General features: G+C 57.2%; 12 protein-coding genes. 3 read left to right on the top strand and 9 right to left on the bottom strand.

Features of this window, described 5'->3' with window-relative positions:
• Positions 1 to 123: 123 nt before the first annotated feature.
• The 9 genes from A8C75_RS07215 to ppnN all read right to left on the bottom strand — a co-directional run bounded on the left by A8C75_RS07215 (position 124) and on the right by ppnN (position 12,291).
• Entirely contained in the window at positions 124 to 609 is a 486-nt protein-coding gene (locus A8C75_RS07215) for an STAS domain-containing protein (protein WP_067380058.1), read from the bottom strand.
• The gene (locus A8C75_RS07210; RefSeq protein ID WP_067380054.1) at positions 602 to 1,777 is read right to left on the bottom strand and encodes a PP2C family protein-serine/threonine phosphatase; all 1,176 of its coding nucleotides are present in this window, start codon (positions 1,775 to 1,777) and stop codon (positions 602 to 604) included. Before A8C75_RS07210 ends, A8C75_RS07215 begins: the two co-directional genes overlap by 8 nt.
• An 80-nt stretch (positions 1,778 to 1,857) precedes the next feature.
• Positions 1,858 to 2,562, bottom strand: coding sequence for an MlaA family lipoprotein (locus A8C75_RS07205; protein WP_067380051.1), 705 nt, complete (start codon positions 2,560 to 2,562; stop codon positions 1,858 to 1,860).
• Between the two features lie 184 nt (positions 2,563 to 2,746).
• The gene (locus tag A8C75_RS07200; RefSeq protein ID WP_067380048.1) at positions 2,747 to 3,733 is read right to left on the bottom strand and encodes a porin; all 987 of its coding nucleotides are present in this window, start codon (positions 3,731 to 3,733) and stop codon (positions 2,747 to 2,749) included.
• A gap of 655 nt (positions 3,734 to 4,388) precedes the next feature.
• Positions 4,389 to 8,306 carry an ATP-dependent RNA helicase HrpA gene (gene hrpA / locus A8C75_RS07195; protein ID WP_067380045.1) on the bottom strand — a complete coding sequence of 1,306 codons (3,918 nt, stop codon included), beginning with the start codon at positions 8,304 to 8,306 and terminating at the stop codon, positions 4,389 to 4,391.
• A 134-nt stretch (positions 8,307 to 8,440) separates the two neighbouring features.
• The gene (locus A8C75_RS07190) at positions 8,441 to 9,256 is read right to left on the bottom strand and encodes a class II glutamine amidotransferase (protein ID WP_067380042.1); all 816 of its coding nucleotides are present in this window, start codon (positions 9,254 to 9,256) and stop codon (positions 8,441 to 8,443) included.
• A gap of 88 nt (positions 9,257 to 9,344) precedes the next feature.
• Positions 9,345 to 9,731: a bactofilin family protein gene (locus tag A8C75_RS07185; protein WP_067380039.1), complete on the bottom strand. Its 387-nt coding sequence runs from the start codon at positions 9,729 to 9,731 to the stop codon at positions 9,345 to 9,347.
• Positions 9,728 to 10,687, bottom strand: coding sequence for a peptidoglycan DD-metalloendopeptidase family protein (locus A8C75_RS07180; protein ID WP_067387064.1), 960 nt, complete (start codon positions 10,685 to 10,687; stop codon positions 9,728 to 9,730). Before A8C75_RS07180 ends, A8C75_RS07185 begins: the two co-directional genes overlap by 4 nt.
• A gap of 215 nt (positions 10,688 to 10,902) precedes the next feature.
• Positions 10,903 to 12,291, bottom strand: coding sequence for a nucleotide 5'-monophosphate nucleosidase PpnN (gene ppnN / locus A8C75_RS07175; protein WP_067380036.1), 1,389 nt, complete (start codon positions 12,289 to 12,291; stop codon positions 10,903 to 10,905).
• A gap of 421 nt (positions 12,292 to 12,712) precedes the next feature.
• Here ppnN and A8C75_RS07170 point away from each other — a divergent pair, with 421 nt between their 5' ends.
• The 3 genes from A8C75_RS07170 to yidD all read left to right on the top strand — a co-directional run bounded on the left by A8C75_RS07170 (position 12,713) and on the right by yidD (position 16,579).
• On the top strand, positions 12,713 to 14,101 hold the full coding sequence (locus A8C75_RS07170) for a PhoH family protein (RefSeq protein WP_067380033.1): 1,389 nt from the start codon (positions 12,713 to 12,715) through the stop codon (positions 14,099 to 14,101).
• 544 nt (positions 14,102 to 14,645) lie between these two features.
• Positions 14,646 to 16,196 (top strand): malate dehydrogenase (quinone), encoded by a 1,551-nt coding sequence (mqo, locus tag A8C75_RS07165; RefSeq protein WP_067380030.1) that lies wholly within the window; start codon positions 14,646 to 14,648, stop codon positions 16,194 to 16,196.
• A 104-nt stretch (positions 16,197 to 16,300) separates the two neighbouring features.
• Complete coding sequence (yidD, locus tag A8C75_RS07160) at positions 16,301 to 16,579, top strand: membrane protein insertion efficiency factor YidD (protein ID WP_067380027.1); 279 nt, start codon at positions 16,301 to 16,303, stop codon at positions 16,577 to 16,579.
• Positions 16,580 to 16,619 lie beyond the last annotated feature (40 nt).

Here is a 16,619-nt window from a genome sequence, read left to right as displayed (position 1 = left end):
TCCCTTCGTCGCGCCCTATCCCTGTGACCTCAGCTTACAAAGTCAATACTAGAGCTTTTACCGGCAGATACCATAGGACAAACTCCTAAAAGCACGCCCGACTGGCTAGAATCCCGCCCTGAGTCAGAGGTGACACTCCAGCGTAGAAACCAGATCAACAAAGGCATCCCGATTAGACTCATTCAGACTCATCAGAACCTTGTGCGCTTCAATAATACGATCACGCACCGCTGCTTCCGATTCCTGCACAAACGGCAGCCGCTTGAGATCGACCAGACTGGTTGGCATGGTATCCAGCAGCAAAAAAATGCGCTCAAAACCCATGGTAAAAAGAATGCGCGTCACATCTTCATTGGTCGATACCAGGGTCGGCGCCTCCAGAGACAGACGACTCGCCCCCACCGCCAGCTTGGCAATCAACCCCAGCGACGTACTGTCAATGCTATCGGTTTCGGTCAAATCCACCAGAATATGCCGAACACCCCCAACGGCCAGTACCTGCTCCAGGTGGCGATCAAGGGTCGTACAGAGCGTGAGGCGCACTTCGCCAACAAACTTCAATACGTAACTATCACCCTCGCGGGCAAAAAAAATCGAGCCTTCACGCATCAGAAGCGTCCCGGAACAAAGTCAAAATAGCAATATCATCCGGACAGCTGGCGGTACCCAGCACAGTGTCCAGCAAATCATCAGGCTGCACTACACCCGCCGCTACCAGAGTGCGCAACCGCTCCTCACGTTTTTCCAGCGAGCCTTCCCCAACCATGACTTCCAGCACGCCGTCCGAGAACAGAGTCAGTGAAAATGTATCGGCCAGATGCAGCTCGTGCTCATCAAAAAACGGCTCGTCAAACAGCCCCACCGGCATGCCCCGACCGGACAGAAAGCGTGCCTCCCCTCCCTGACTCAGGATCGGCATGGGGTGGTGCCCCCCCACGGCGTATTTGAGGGTTGAATTACGCGCATCCAGAATCCCGGCAAAGATCGTAAAATGCTTGCCAAGGCCGGTATCAAGCAGCTCGCGGTTCAGCAAGTAGAGGGTAGAGGCAGGCGACAGCTCAGACAGGGGCGTATCACGATGGTGGGCCCGCAACACACGATTGGTCATATTCTTGAGCAACACAGTGACCAGCGCCGACGAGGCTCCATGGCCTGAAACGTCAGCCAGATAAAACAGCGTTAGATGATCATCCAGCGGCGCCACATCGACAAAGTCACCACTCAGCACCAGGGACGGCGTCAGATCATAGGCAAAACTGACGCCACCGATGGTTTGCAGCTTGGCCGGCAGCAAATTCTGCTGCACCTGCTGAGCTGCCATCTGGTCCGAACGCAGCTCATCAAGACTGCGCTCCAGACTCTCGCGGTAGAGGTTTGCAGCCTCAAGCTGCGCCGCCCGGCTCAGCAGGCGAGAGAGTGTCGCGACAAAGGCCTGGGCTTCGTACTGCAGGCAACGGTAGCTGTAGATGTCACTGGCACCGGCACGCAGCCCACTGAGCAGATAGGAAGCATCCAGCTCTGGCACCAGCGCAACAACCGGCTTGGGGTGCAAACGGATACAAAGGTCGCGCAGAGCAAGATCCGCCGGCAGCCGCTGGACATTGACCACAGCCAGCGAAAACTCATAGTGATCCAGCAGGCTTTCGAGCGCCGACGCATCAGAGGCTCTCAGTATCTGCAGACGAAAAGGCTCGACCTGCTCACTAAGTTCAAAGATTTGATCGATAAGTTGAGTATCGGACTCCACCAGCAGAATCCGGTGGCAGGGGGGACTCATAGAGTAGCCTGCGGTAGAAAAAGCCACATATTCATGAGCCTGCACACTACGCCGATTACCCTGAAGTTGCAACGCAAAGATCAGAAGTCCTGAGCATCAAAAGGCGCATTGATTTGACCGTCATTAACCTGGTATTCCCGGCGCTGCAGATAGGCATCGCGGATGAAAAGATAGCGATCACCGCTGATCAAACCTTCGGACTTCAACAGCTCCGCGCGGGTATCAATCAGGCGCGCCCCATAGAGGCTGTTACGCGTCGGCACATGCTCGACTTCGCCCACAGGGTCCAGGTAGCTGTCCGGCACCAGCGCCACGCCATCACGCAGGGTGCTGGGGCCAAACAGTGGCAACACCAGATAGTTGCCACTCGGCACGCCCCAGTAGCCCAGCGTCTGACCGAGGTCTTCATTGTGCTTTTCCAGCCCCAGCGGCGTCGCTAAATCCAGGACACCGACAAGACCAAAGGTGGTGTTAAGCGTTATGCGGGCGGCATCACTGGCGGCATCATGCAGCTTCAACTGCAGCGCGTTGTTTACCAGGGTGCGTACATCCCCCAGATTGCCAAAAAAGTTCGACACGCCACGTTCAACCAGATCCGGCGTCACATACTGATAGCCTTGGGCAACCGGTTTCAGCGCATAACGATCCAGCATATCGTTAAACTCGAACAGGGTCCGGTTAAAACCTTCCCATGGATCCGCAGATACGCTCTCGCCTTGTTCGGCCGCAACCAGCGGCGCAGCAATCAGCGCTGCGCTCAACATCGCAGCCTTGCAGGATTTCATCGTCAATGCTTCCTTTACTAAACTTAACACTGCCTAAACATCTGCTCTTTATAGCATTTCGCACCTGCGCAAACCAGATGCAGAGTAGCATCCCCGCCGCCCAGCCCACTCGGCAAGCATTGCCCCAACGAAAAAAGGGCCCCCTTGCGGGGACCCTTCTGCACAACCAATCACGCCAGGCGGATTAGAAGTTTACGTAGTAGCTCAGAGTAACGGTGTCTTCTTTATCGCCGTCATCAATGTCCAGTACGGTGTAAGCCGCTTTCAGACCGGCTTTTTTGCCCAGAGCGTATTCAGCCTGCAAGCCGTAAGCGTCTTCTTCAGACTGGTAGTTGTAGTCATTCTGTCCGTAAACAGCTTTCAGCTTGGCATTGCCAATTGCGTAAGTTGCAGCAACGGCATACATGTCGGCTTCCAAAGAACCGAACTCAGCATCTTCGTAAGTAGCGCCCAGGGTCAGGTCGCCGATGTTGTAGCCAGCACCAACAGTCAGCAGTTCGCCGTCAGGGAAACCAGAATCACCAGCGTTGCCGTCGATGTAGTTACCATCGATTTCGGTGTAACCAACAGACAGGCTCAGATCCATGATGGAGTAGTTGAAACCAGCCATCCAGGCATCAACGTCTTCTTCAACATCACTATTGCCGCCATCGACGATCAACTGAGCATAGGCTTCAAAACCAGCCATTTTTGGCGTCACGTAAGCGATGGAGTTACCCACGCGGTCGTTATTCCAGTACTTGTTGCTCGCACCCATCAGGATGTCGGTATAGCCTTCAGCAGCTTCGGTCAGACGGTTCTGACGACCTACCTGCACGATACCGAAGCCGCCAACCAGGCCGACGTTGGCTTTACGCAGGGTAACGTCGCCGTTGACATTACTGTCGTTGCCAGCACCACCAGCGATATCAAAACCTTCGATGCTGCCATCGGAACCGTTGGCATCCAGACGGAATTCGATCTGGTAAGTAGCTTTAACGCCGTCCAGGTTTTCCAGGTCGGAAGAACCTTTAACGCCGATTTCAGCTTTGTCGACGTACAGGTTGGCATCTTTGTCTTCTTTGAACTGCAGACGGGTATCGACGCTACCGTACAGAGTGGCATCAGCCTGAGCGACGATCGGAGCAGTCATGGCACCGGCGATAGCCAGAGCGATCAGTGACTTTTTCATCAACATTCCCCTTCAATGATTCAACTTACTAGTTGTGTACTCTAGTTTTTCTTAGTGCACCTAAGTGCTTCTAGGAAAGTACTATAAATCCTAAATATTTCAAACCAGTGAAAGGATTTTTTTCATTTCTTTTCCTTCTCGCCTGGCCACTTTATTTATAGCTACACACGAATTGTAACTAAAGGCTAAGTAATCCTGTACATTCTTTTGCCTTGTCTGACCCTTTCCCGCTTTAAACAAACCGGTACGGATATCTCTATTGCAACCGCCAGACAATAGCCAAACCGCAGGCATTACAGCATACCCGCCTGCGGCGCGCAAGCCCGCCCACAGCCGTCAGACCGCCTGCGATCAAACGATTTGGCGTAAGGCCTCGTCGAGGCACATAAAGACTTGCAAAAAACCATAGCCCGCTATTAAGACGCATCGCCAAACCACTGACGCCACAGCAAGAAACGCCGTAATCGCAACAACTGCTGCGACATTTTATGCTTTGCTGGCGATTCTATTATCAACCTTCCAGACACCCGAGGCCTGTCACTACTGCCATTTTCACTTGTGCCAGCTGTCGCCGGCGGAGCTGACGCCAAAACATGCAACATACAAGGCACTTATTAGAGCGCAACAGCTGCCTCTCGCCCTTTACAAGGCACAATCACGCCTGCAACTGGCGCCACTGCTGCTGCAGCCGCTTGTCCGATACTGCGACCTGGGTACCCAGCGCCTGGGCAAAAAGCGAGACGCGGTACTCTTCCAGCATCCAGCGATACTCTTCAAGCGCCGGGTCAAACAAACCCTGAGCCTTATTTTTGTCGCGTAAACCTTTATAGCGCTGCCAGTACTGTTGCAACTGGTCAGATAATAACCGCTCCCGATTAAGGTCTCGCTGGTATTTTTCCAGCCGCTTCAGAATCGCCTGCAGATAACGCGGGTAATGCTGCAACTGCGGCCAGGGGGTAGTCAGCAAATATTCAGCCTGCATCAGCTCCGAAAGCTGACTTTTTATATCATTCAGTACTGTTACTGCCTGCAGCGGGATGTTTCCGCCCAGCTGCTTGCGCACTTGGTGATAATCCCGGTGACAGTCGCGTACAAACCCGGCCAGTTGAACAACCTTTTCCCATAAAACTGCACGCGCCTGCTCAAGCCTCGCCCTGTAATCCGACTCTGAGCGCGGCAGCGACTCATCCAGCTGCATTAATTGCATCAGCGCCTGCATCAGGATGGCATCCGCCAACCGCGTCTTGTCAAACTGGGCACCGCCGTACAGTAGTGCTTCATTTAGATGAGGCATCTCGCGCCTCGCATAGCGCACCGGCGCCGCGAGCTCCAGCATGGCAAGCCGGGCAACGCCCTGGCGCGATTCCGCCTGCGCCTGATCCGCCGAGGCACAGATGTGCAGCTCGACACTTGCGCCGCAGTCCCGCAACCCAGGATAGGCCGCCACGCGGATGCCGCCGGCCTGGCGCAGCTCCACAGACTCAGGCAGCTCTCCGAAATCCCAGCGAGTCAAGCCGCTGCGACCCCAGCTATCCCCCGGCCCTTCACGCAACGCAGCTTCGGCCTGCTTGCCAAATTCACTTGAGAGCGTCTCCAGGTCCCGCCCGGCACCCAACTGCTGACCGGCCGCATCCAGCAAACGAATATTCATGCGGAAGTGCTTGTCCAGCTCGACGGCGCGCAACTTGGCCGGGTCCAGGCGCACACCGGTTTTGCGCCGCAAAAACAGGCTGAGCGCCTCGTACAGATCACCGTCGGCAAACACCACCTGATCGGTGAAGGCCCGCACATGATCCGGAATCGGCACGAAATGCTTGCGCAGCGGCTTGGGCAAGCCTTTAAGGATGGCAATGCACTTGTCTTGCAGCATGCCGGGTACCAGCCAGTCGGGGCGCCGCGGGGTTACCCCGTTCAACAGTGCCAGCGGCAGATCGAGCGTAACGCCGTCACTGGCGGTGCCGGGTTCGAACTGATAGTTAAGCGGCAGGTCGACGCCTTCCAGCCTCATGCGCTGCGGATAGTCCCGCGCTGTCACATGGGCCGCCGAGCGCTGCAATACGTCTGCCTCAGTAAAGAACAGCACCTGAGGGTTCTGCTGCTCGGCGCTCTTGCGCCAGTGCTCAAAGCCCGCACCGTTAACGATATCCGCGCCACCACTCTCGGCCAGGCGTCCGGCATAGAAGTCGTACAGACTGTCCTCATCCACCAGCAGGTCGCGGCGCCGGCTTTTGGCTTCCAGCGCCTCCACCCCGTCCAGCAGTGTGCGGTTGTGGCTGAAATACTTCGCCTGGGTCTGGTACTCCCCTTCCACCAGCGCACTGCGAATGAAGATCTCGTGGCAGGCGACTGGATCTATGGTGCCGTAATGGATCTTGCGTCGCGGTACTATGATCAGACCAAAGAGCGTGACTTGTTCGCTGGCCACGACCTGGGCGCGTTTTTTCTCCCAGTGCGGTTCAAGATAGCTGCGCTTGACCAGATGCCCGGCCAGTGGCTCGACCCACTCAGGCTTGATCGCCGCATTCATGCGGGCAAACAGGCGCGATGTCTCGACCATTTCCGCCGACATCACCCACTTGGGCGCCTTCTTGAATATTGTCGAAGCCGGAAACAGATGAAAGCGGCGGTTGCGCGCCCCCAGATATTCCCGATTCTCCTGTCGCATGCCAATCTGGCTCAGCAGCCCGGCCAGCAGCGACTTGTGAAACGGCTCATATTCCGCCGCAATCGAGTTTTCCTGCAGCTTCAACTGCCGGCAAATCAAGTGCAGCTGGCGATGCACATCGCGCCACTCGCGCATGCGCAAAAATGACAGAAAGTGCTTCTGGCAGTATTTGCGCAGCTGATTCTGACTCAGGCTCTGGCGCTGCTCTTCATACAGATTCCACAGCTTGAGCAGGGTGACAAAATCCGATTCATCGTCGGCGTATTCCCGGTGTTTCTCATCCGCCGCCTGCTGCTTGTCGAGCGGGCGCTCACGCGGATCCTGGCTGCTCAGCGCACTGGCCACCACCAGCACTTCGCGCAGTGCATTCTGCTTGGCCCCCTCCAGCACCATGCGCCCGATGCGCGGGTCCACCGGCAACTGTGCCAGCTGACGCCCGAGTGCCGTCATGCCGCGCCCCGTATCAACAGCACCGAGCTCTTCGAGCAGCTTGAAGCCGTCACTGATAAAGCGGCTGTCCGGTGGATCGATAAAGGGGAAGTCGGCGATATCACCCAGCCTCAGACTGAGCATCTGCAGGATGACCGCGGCCAGATTGGTACGCCGGATCTCGGCATCGGTAAAGCGCGGTCGGGCCTCGAAATCCTCTTGCGAATAAAGTCGAATGCAGATACCCGCGGAGATGCGACCGCAGCGCCCCATGCGCTGATTGGCGCTGGCCTGGGACACCGCTTCAATCGGCAGACGCTGTACCTTGGCTCTATAGCTGTAACGCGAAATACGGGCCTGGCCGGGATCAATGACGTAACCGATGCCCGGGACCGTGACCGAGGTTTCCGCCACGTTGGTGGCCAGCACTATGCGCCTGCCTGCACCACGATCCGCCTGAAACACCCGATTCTGCTCCGCCACGCTCAGGCGCGCATAGAGCGGCATGACTTCGGTATCACGCAACTGTGCCCGGCGCAGCACTTCGGCCGTTTCGCGGATTTCCCGCTCGCCACTGAGAAAAATCAGAATATCCCGCGCGCTGTTGCTGCGCTGACTGCGCCCCAGATCGGTGATTTCCTCCACCGCCTCCAGAATTGCCTGCTGCTGGTCTACATCGGGCTGGTCTTCACCGCGATCATTCAGCGGGCGATAGAGCACTTCAACCGGGTAGGTGCGCCCCGAAACCTCAATAATGGGTGCGTCATCAAAGTGGCGCGAGAAACGCTCCAGATCGATAGTGGCCGAGGTGATGATGACCTTAAGGTCCGGGCGCTGCGGCAGAATCCGTTTCAGGTATCCCAGCAGAAAGTCGATATTGAGACTGCGCTCATGGGCTTCATCGATAATGATGACGTCATAGCGCTCCAGCAACCGGTCGTGCTGCGTTTCCGCCAGCAGGATACCGTCGGTCATCAGCTTGATCAGGGTATGGTCAGACACCTGCTCGGTGAAGCGAACCTGATAGCCCACCTGGTCACCCAGGCTGCAATTCATCTCTTGCGCTATGCGCGTCGCCACAGTGCGCGCGGCCAGGCGCCGCGGCTGGGTGTGACCAATAAGGCCACGCACGCCCAGGCCCAGCTCCAGGCAGATCTTGGGTATCTGAGTGGTCTTGCCGGAACCTGTCTCACCGGCAATAACGACCACCTGATTGGCGGCGATCACCTTGGCGATTTCCTCGCGCCGCGCTGATACCGGCAAATCGGGGTAATTAATGCTCTGGACCCGCGCAGCGCGCGCCTTTACCTGCGCCGCTGAGTGTTCCAGTGCCTGTTCCAGCTGGATCGCGATGCGATCCGCCGGCAAGCCCTTTTCCAGGCGCTGTTCCAGCTGCTGAAACTTTCTGAGAAGACCAAGGCGATCCTTGCACTGGCAGAGCGCAAGCTGCTGACGAAGATGTTCAATATCGATAGTCACAAATAGGCTGCAGTCGTTCAGGCTGAAAGAGGAGCCACATTATAAAGGAGACACTCGGCGGATACACGGGCCCTGCAATCCAGAGCCTCGCGGCGCGCCTGAAAAACCTGCGCGCACCTTTAGTGAAGCTCGCCTTAGAGGGTGCCTACCGGCGCTTGCGATGCGACTTCTGCAGTACGCTGCGCCACCACCAGACCGTTTTCAAACACGCACAACTCGCCGGTTTTCAGCGCCTGCCAGCGCTCGTTGTCGGTCAGCGGATCGGTCGCTATCACTGTGACCACATCCAGCGGCGTGGTTTCCTGGCAGAAATCGACCGTCAGCTCATAATCCTTGAGCCTCGCCTCACCGAATGGCGCCCGGCGCGTAATCCAGGACAGCTTGGTGGTGCAATAGCAGAACAGATAGCGTGATTCCGTCAGCAGCATGTTGAACACGCCAAAGCCGCGCAGACGGTCGCAGAGCCCGGCAATAAAGTCGCTCAGCTCTGCAATGTCATCGGGCTGTTCGGGATAACGGCTGCGGACCTGTCCCAGCAACCAGCAAAAGGCATATTCGCTGTCGGTGGTGCCGATGGGACGATAGAACTCCAGCGGCAATTCGTACAACTGCGCGTCCAGCTGCCCATTATGGGCGTAGGTCCAGCTGCGCCCCCAGAGCTCGCGGGAAAACGGGTGGGTATTTTCCAGGCAGATCTGACCGACATTGGCCTGGCGGATATGGCTGATAACAATATGACTCTTGATCGGGTGACTGCGCACCAGACGCGCAATGGCGGATTCCACACTGGGTGCCGGGTCATGGAAAAAGCGCACACCCCGACCCTCGTAAAAGGCGATGCCCCAGCCGTCGCGGTGCGGCCCGGTTGCCCCGCCTCGCTGCATCAGTCCGGAGAAACTGAAACAGATATCGGTGGGTACATTGGCACTCATGCCCAAGAGTTCACACATCGGTACGGCTCCGTCTGCTCTGATCAGTGAGCGTGCAGCGCTTCTGGGCGCGCAACGCAATAAAAGCGGTCTTGCTTGTTCCCGGGCCTTACTTGTCTTCGAACTTGCCTCGGCCACGGCCCAGCACGATTCGATCCGGCAGACTGTCAATGGCCTCGACACCAAATTCATACGGCTTTTCCGCTGCGCCCTGCAACGCCAGCACCTGCTGAATCTGCTCGCGCCGCTCACCCTGAAAGCACCCCTTGGGATCGACCGACATTTGCCGACTCAGCACCCGGGCCCGCACCTTGCCACCGGCCTCGACATAGAGGATATCGCAGATCACCTCGCCTTCGAGGCGCCCGCTGACATGTACATGCTTGGCCTTTACCAGCCCTTTTACCTCGCCGGTCTTGCCAATGGAAATATCATCATTGGCGTCAATTTTGCCCTCGATAACACCGTCGACATGCACCTTGCCCTGTACCGTCATGTCTCCGGTGAATCGGTTTCCTTCTGCGATGATGGTAACTGCACCGCGGCCTGATTTAACGGATACATTTCTTTTAAGGATGCCCATTTCACGCTCGTTACGTCTGTAAAGATGGTGTCAAAATTCGCAATATTCCACTTCAGAAAAGGTGCCGGATCAATCGCCGTAAACAGGCGCCTTACCTCATAGTGCAAATGCGGCCCGGTCGAACGACCACTGTTTCCGCTGTGTGCGATCAACTGACCCTTGGCCACCAGATCACCTGCTTCGACATTCAGTTTATCCAGATGTGCGAAGTAAGTCTTGAAACCAAAACTGTGCTGCATGATGACCAGCTTGCCAAAACCACTTTGCCGGCCACTGAATTCCACCACGCCATCAGCCGTGGCATAGACCTTGGTGCCCCGGGTCGCCGCAAAATCGACGCCATTGTGCATACTGCGCTTGCGCGTCACCGGATGGGTACGCATGCCAAAACGATCGCTCATGCGGGTCCCCTGCAGCGGCACACCGTTGGGAATATTATGCAGCAGGAACAGCCGCTGCGCGGCCGTCGCTTTTAGCACTTCAGCCTGCTCCGGCGTATAGGAGTCGCTGGCTGGCATGCCCAGCATCGACTCCAGCCCGCCAAGACTTTCGTCCAGCGAGGCATTCAATTCACCGATACGGTAATTTTCCTGCTGCAGCACTTCGAGTGTACTACTGAGCTGGTTCAACTCAGACACATAGAGCTGCTGAGTCCCGAGCACGGTTTCGTACTGATCGGACAACATCTGATGATCTTCTTCCAGAATGGCCAGATCGTCACTGGTTTTTACCAGCAAGGCATTGGACACGAAGAAGCTGAGCACCGCCATCAGCAAAAAGGCTGGCACCAGCACACGAGCCACCTGGTTCAGCGTGTACTGCCGCGAACCCTTCACCGTCGTCAGGGTAACGATCAGTTTGTTTTTCAAGGCACGCCCCCGCATGAGTCGACAAGGAGGTTGAAGACAACAGTCCGTTCACAAAAGTTCAGCGGACACTTGCAGCGCAACAGCTACTCTCAGGCCACAGCGCACTGTGGCCACAAAAACCAAACGCCCACTGGGCGCGGGGTATCATAACGCAGGACGCACAGAGCGCGACAACCCTGACGGATTATCGCGCTCTGTTTTCAGGCGGCTAGACCTCAGGCAATGGCGCCGGCTACCCCGGTAAGGCGGTAGCAGGGTGTGTATTCCTGATAGTTCAATTTCATGCGCCGCTGCTGCACAAAGGAATTGAGCAGCTGATCCAGCGGATCCATCAGATCAGGCTCGCCACAGAGTTCGAAAGGCCCGAATTCCTCTATGGCCTGTACCCCCGGCTCCTTGACGTTGCCTGCCACAATGCCCGAGAGTGCACGCCGCAGGTTGGACGCCAGGTCGCAGGGTGACTGATCCTGGAACAGATTCAGCGTCGCCATGTTGTCATGGGTGGGTTCAAACGGTTGCTGGAAGGTCAGCGGAATACTGATCTGCCAGTTGAAGTGGAAGGACTCGCTGGTCGCCTTGCGATAAGCCGTGACGTCACGCAGGCCCGCCTCCATGCGCAGCGCAACCTTGACCGGATCGCCAACAATGATTTCATAGCGCTTCGCCGCCGCATCGCCCAGCGTCTTGCGCAGGAAACGATCAATGGTTTCGAAGTAGGCTTCACTGCCCTCGGGCCCGGTAAAGATCAGCGGGAACGGCAGCTCGTTATTCTTTTCGTGCAGCAGCACACCCAGGATGTAGAGGATTTCCTCCGCCGTGCCGGCGCCGCCCGGAAAGACCACGATGCCGTGTCCAAGGCGCACAAAGGCCTCCAGCCGCTTTTCGATATCCGGCATGATCAAAAGCTCATTGACGATTGGATTCGGCGACTCGGCGGCAATAATACCGGGCTCCGAAATGCCCACATAGCGCGCATCGCGGATTCGCTGCTTGGCGTGAGCGATGGCCGCCCCCTTCATGGGGCCCTTCATCGCCCCCGGGCCGCAGCCGGTACAGATATTCAACCGCCGCAGGCCGAGCTCGTAGCCCACCTTCTTGGTGTATTCGTACTCGTCATGGCCAATGGAGTGGCCGCCCCAGCACACCACCAGATTGGGTTTTACGTGCGGACGGAAAACATCGGCATGGCGCAGAATCTGAAAGACGGTGTGCGTGATAGTGCCACCCTCATCCAGACCATGGCAGTAATCATCCAGCTCGTCGCCGATATAAAGCAGATCGCGCAGCACCGAAAACAGGTGTTCGCGTATACCCTGGATGATTTCGCCATCCACAAAGGCACTGGCCGGCGCATTAATCAGATCCAGCTGCAGACCACGGTGTTTCTGGCTGATCTTGATATCAAATTTCTTGTAACGCTCAAGCACCATCTTGGTGCTATCCAGCTCACTGCCGCAGTTCAGTACCGCCAGGCAGCACTGCCGAAACAGTCGGTACAAACCACCCTGGCTTGCATCCTGCAACCTGGCAACTTCAACGGGGGAAAGTGTCGCCAGGCTCTCGCTGGGCGTCACGCTGGTGGTCACGAAGTCTTCGGTGATCATGAATATCACCTCCCTTGAGCATCGGATTCCTGAAATGTCGAGCCCGGCCACACCTTATGCGCTACCGACCCAACCGGTAAACCCTGCACCGACCCTGGCTGACAGATGTCGGTACTCTGGCGCAGTACAGTCATGAGACAGGGCCAGCACGCCAGTGGTTCACCCTCTTCAATATAGGGAATTTCCGCGGATCCCACCATAACCCTTTTAAAAACAATACGATCCAGATCATTTTTTGATCAAGCCACTTATCACGGCCCAGGCAGCAAACTTTTTTACGGCCAATTAAACGCAGCCATCATCTGAACGGTTACACGTAACATTGGGACTGCTATTGTGTAGGTGCGGCAGCTGTATTGTGCTTATGGATCCGCAGGATACAGCCGCATGCTTATCAAGCTAGCAGCTGAAGGAAAAGCCGATGACCGCATCGAAACTTTATATTCTCGATACCAACGTGTTGCTGCATGATCCCAAGTGCCTGTTCGAATTCAAGGAACAGGACATCACCATCCCCATGACCGTGCTTGAGGAACTTGATGACATCAAGGACCGCAAGAAAACAGTGGCGCAGGAAGCCCGCTTTGCGATCCGGGCGATCGACAATATTCTCAGCGCCGCGAACAGCCCCACCCAGATCACCAAGGGCGTGCGCATCATGTTGCCGGGGATCGATCGAGAAACCCCGCTGGGCAAACTGAGCATCTTCCCCGACCACGAACTGGGTGCGCGCCAGGGCTTTCTGCCCGCCGACAAGAACAAGGACAACCAGATCATCAACTGCGCCCTGCACCTGCAGGCGACCAACCCACACCGCGACATCATCCTGGTCACCAAAGACATCAACATGCGGCTCAAGGCCCTTGGGGCCGGATTGCTGAAAGTTGAAGACTACCGCACCGATCAGCTGATCTCCGATCTCGACCTGCTGCCCGCCGGGCACCAGAAGATAGAGGGCAATTTCTGGGACCGCATCGAGCAGGTTGACAGCTACCGCGATGGCGATCGCACCTATCACCGTGTCAACCGGGAAATGCTGCCCCACACCTACCCCAACGAATACGTTTACGACGACAGCAAGGACTTCGCCGCCCGCACCATTTCAATTGAGGACGACAAGGTGGTACTGCTGGACTTGGGCTACAGCCACCTGATGCAGCAGAACTGCTGGGGCATCACCCCCATCACGCTGTACCAGGCCTTTGCCATGCAGTCCCTGCTGGACCCAACGGTCGACATGTGCCTGCTCAATGGCGCAGCGGGTTCGGGCAAAACCCTGATTGCGCTGGCCTGCGCGCTGGAAATGGTGATCGAGCAGAAGCGCTTCAACAAGATTATAGTCACCCGTTCCACGCCGCCAGTGGCCGAGGATATCGGCTTCCTGCCCGGCACCGAAGAGGAGAAAATGACCCCCTGGCTCAGTTCCATTCACGACAACCTCGAGGCCATGCACGAGCATGACGAGCGCCCCCAGAGCAGCGTCAAGTACGCCATTGAAAAGGCCAATATCCAGTTCAAGTCGCTGAACTTCATTCGCGGTCGCAGCATTCAGGATGCGGTGGTCATCGTCGACGAAGCCCAGAACCTGACACCGCAGCAGCTCAAGACCATCATCACCCGCTGCGGCAAGGGCACCAAGATGATCTGTCTGGGCAACCTGGCGCAGATCGACTCCAACTACCTGACCGCCCTGACCTCGGGCCTGACCTATATCGTTGAACGCTTCAAGGGGTTCGAAGGCTCTGCCAACGTCCACTTCGAAGGCATCTTCCGCTCCCGCCTGGCACGCTACGCCGAAGAGCACCTCTGATACAGTACCGCTTTTGCGACCCAGCAATGTCCCGGCCGCCGCGCCGGGGCATTGCCCCTTCGAAAGTCCTCTTTCAGACCCGCCATACCAAAGTATAAATAGCCTCTGCAGGCCCTACCGCAGCTGCGTTACACCCTCATGAAACCGCTGTGTTATAGACACTATAAAAGATGGCCGCGTTTCCTTCCGTCGCTCCTGACTTATAATGCGTCGCAACTGCGAAAGATAATAATAAAGCCTTCAGCCAGATCAATCCGTGTTTTGAACCGACCGAACAGACCCGGATCTGACGGGCGCAAGCACCTTTTTTAAAGCTGCCAAGCGCCCTGCTGCCCAAACGCAGACAGGAATTCTCCGGCTGATGCCACGGCGACCTGATGAGCGCCGAACAAGAACATCAGCCGCTCCATAGCGAACGGGACCGAGACCGCGGAATACCCCGAAGAGGGCCGCCCAGCAGGGCGACAAGCTTCAGGAAAGGGCCAAAAGCCCATAACCGCAGCGTCTCAACTCCATGATCAACTATCTAAGAGGCGGAGTTATCATGACTGCAAAATCCGTAGACGTACTGCTCGTCGGGGCCGGCGCAATGAGCGCAACCCTGGGCACGCTACTCAAACAGCTGGATCCGAACCTCAGCATCAGCATGGTTGAGCGCCTGGACCAGGTTGCCCAGGAAAGCACCGACGGCTGGAACAACGCCGGTACCGGTCACGCAGCCTACTGCGAACTGAATTACGCTCCCCTGACGGCTGATGGCAGCATCGACACCCGCAAGGCCTTCACCATCAATAACGCCTTTGAAGTCAGCCTGCAGTTCTGGTCTTATCTGGTGGAACAGCAGCTATTGCCGGCGCCGAAAAACTTTATCAATGCCACGCCGCACCAGAGCTTCGTCTGGGGCGAGGAAAACGTCGACTTCCTGCGCAAGCGCCATGCAACCCTCAGTGCCCACCCGGCCTTTGCCGCCATGGAATACAGCGAAGACCACGCGGTTCTGCGCCAGTGGATGCCTCTGATCATGCAGAACCGCAGCCCGGATGAAAAAGTCGCAGGAACCCGCGTACGCTACGGCTCGGACGTCGACTTCGGTTCCCTGACACGCTGCATGACACAGAACCTGCAAACCCAGACCGGTTTCGAGTTGCTGCTCGCGCGTACCGTAGCCGATCTCAAGCAGCAGGCCGATGGCCAGTGGGACGTGAAGCTGAAGAACAGCCAGAGCGGCGGCACGGAACAGATTCGTGCCCGCTTCGTCTTCCTGGGCGCAGGCGGCGGTGCTCTGCCCCTGCTGCAAAAATCCGGCATTGCCGAAGGCGACGGCTACGGCGGCTTCCCGGTCAGCGGCCAGTGGCTGGTCTGCAAGAAACCCGAGATTGTCAGCCAGCACCTGGCCAAGGTCTACGGCAAGGCCCCCATTGGCGCGCCCCCCATGTCGGTACCCCATCTGGATACCCGCATTATCGACGGTGAAAAAGCGCTGCTGTTTGGCCCCTTTGCAGGCTTCACCACCAAGTTTCTCAAACGCGGATCCAACCTGGATCTGCTCAAGAGCGTGCGCCTGAACAACATCAAACCCATGCTGTCCGTGGGCATGAACAACATGGACCTGACCCGCTACCTGATCAGCGAAGTATTGCAGTCCCATGACGCCAGGATCGAGGCACTGCGCAAGTTCTACCCCCAGGCGCGCACTGAAGACTGGACCCTGTCCCACGCCGGGCAGCGAGTGCAGATCATCAAGAAAGACGCCGAGAAAGGCGGCAAGCTGGAATTCGGCACCGAAGTGATCACCTCCGCTGATGGCAGCCTGTCGGCCCTGCTGGGCGCATCCCCGGGCGCCTCCACGGCTGTCAGCGCCATGATCGGTATTATCGAGCGCTGCTTTGCCGATAAGCTGGCAACCCCGGCCTGGCAGGAAAAAATCCGCACCATGGTGCCGTCGTACCAGCAGGATCTGATGCAGAATACGCAGCTGCTGGAGCAAGTACGTAGCCGCACCCTGTCTGTGCTGCAGCTGGACGAGGGCCAGACTGCCCCAAAGTCACAGCCAGCGCCTGATGCCTTTGACGACATCCAGGCACTGGCCAGCTAACTGACAGGCTATACCGCACAGCGCGCAGGCCCCGCCTGCGCGCTTTCCTGCAGCGCTGTTTTTCCCTATGCTAGGGGGCTTCCATCACCCGGGAGTCATACACTATGCGCTGGCTGCTGATCGCCCCTATCCGCGCCTACCAACTGGTAATCAGCCCTATTATCGGGCCCCGATGCCGCTTTTACCCCAGCTGTTCCAGCTATGGCATTGAAGCCATTCAGCTCCACGGCCCCGCCAAAGGCGGCTGGCTGACACTCAAGCGCATCGCCAAGTGCCACCCGCTGCACCCCGGTGGCGTCGATCTGGTGCCCGATCGCTGTGCTACAAAATCGGCCAACCCCGAGGCCGCCCAGACACCTGCAACGCCCCTTGATCGCCCCTGATCTAACACTCAAGCCCGCCGCTACATACGCAAATTCAGCC

This window comes from Marinobacterium aestuarii, from assembly GCF_001651805.1.
Lineage (GTDB): Bacteria > Pseudomonadota > Gammaproteobacteria > Pseudomonadales > Balneatricaceae > Marinobacterium_A > Marinobacterium_A aestuarii.
Note: the sequence above shows the minus strand (reverse complement) of the source record. Positions and strands in the feature narration are given on the sequence as shown.

Bases quoted from the DNA above. Each gene is read 5' to 3' on its own strand.
- A8C75_RS07215 (WP_067380058.1), bottom strand. From the start codon at position 609: ATGCGTGAAGGCTCGATTTTTTTTGCCCGCGAGGGTGATAGTTACGTA.
- A8C75_RS07210 (WP_067380054.1), bottom strand. From the start codon at position 1,777: ATGAGTCCCCCCTGCCACCGGATTCTGCTGGTGGAGTCCGATACTCAA.
- A8C75_RS07205 (WP_067380051.1), bottom strand. From the start codon at position 2,562: ATGAAATCCTGCAAGGCTGCGATGTTGAGCGCAGCGCTGATTGCTGCG.
- A8C75_RS07200 (WP_067380048.1), bottom strand. From the start codon at position 3,733: ATGAAAAAGTCACTGATCGCTCTGGCTATCGCCGGTGCCATGACTGCT.
- A8C75_RS07190 (WP_067380042.1), bottom strand. From the start codon at position 9,256: ATGTGTGAACTCTTGGGCATGAGTGCCAATGTACCCACCGATATCTGT.
- A8C75_RS07185 (WP_067380039.1), bottom strand. From the start codon at position 9,731: ATGACGGTACAGGGCAAGGTGCATGTCGACGGTGTTATCGAGGGCAAA.
- ppnN (WP_067380036.1), bottom strand. From the start codon at position 12,291: ATGATCACCGAAGACTTCGTGACCACCAGCGTGACGCCCAGCGAGAGC.
- A8C75_RS07170 (WP_067380033.1), top strand. From the start codon at position 12,713: ATGACCGCATCGAAACTTTATATTCTCGATACCAACGTGTTGCTGCAT.
- mqo (WP_067380030.1), top strand. From the start codon at position 14,646: ATGACTGCAAAATCCGTAGACGTACTGCTCGTCGGGGCCGGCGCAATG.
- yidD (WP_067380027.1), top strand. From the start codon at position 16,301: ATGCGCTGGCTGCTGATCGCCCCTATCCGCGCCTACCAACTGGTAATC.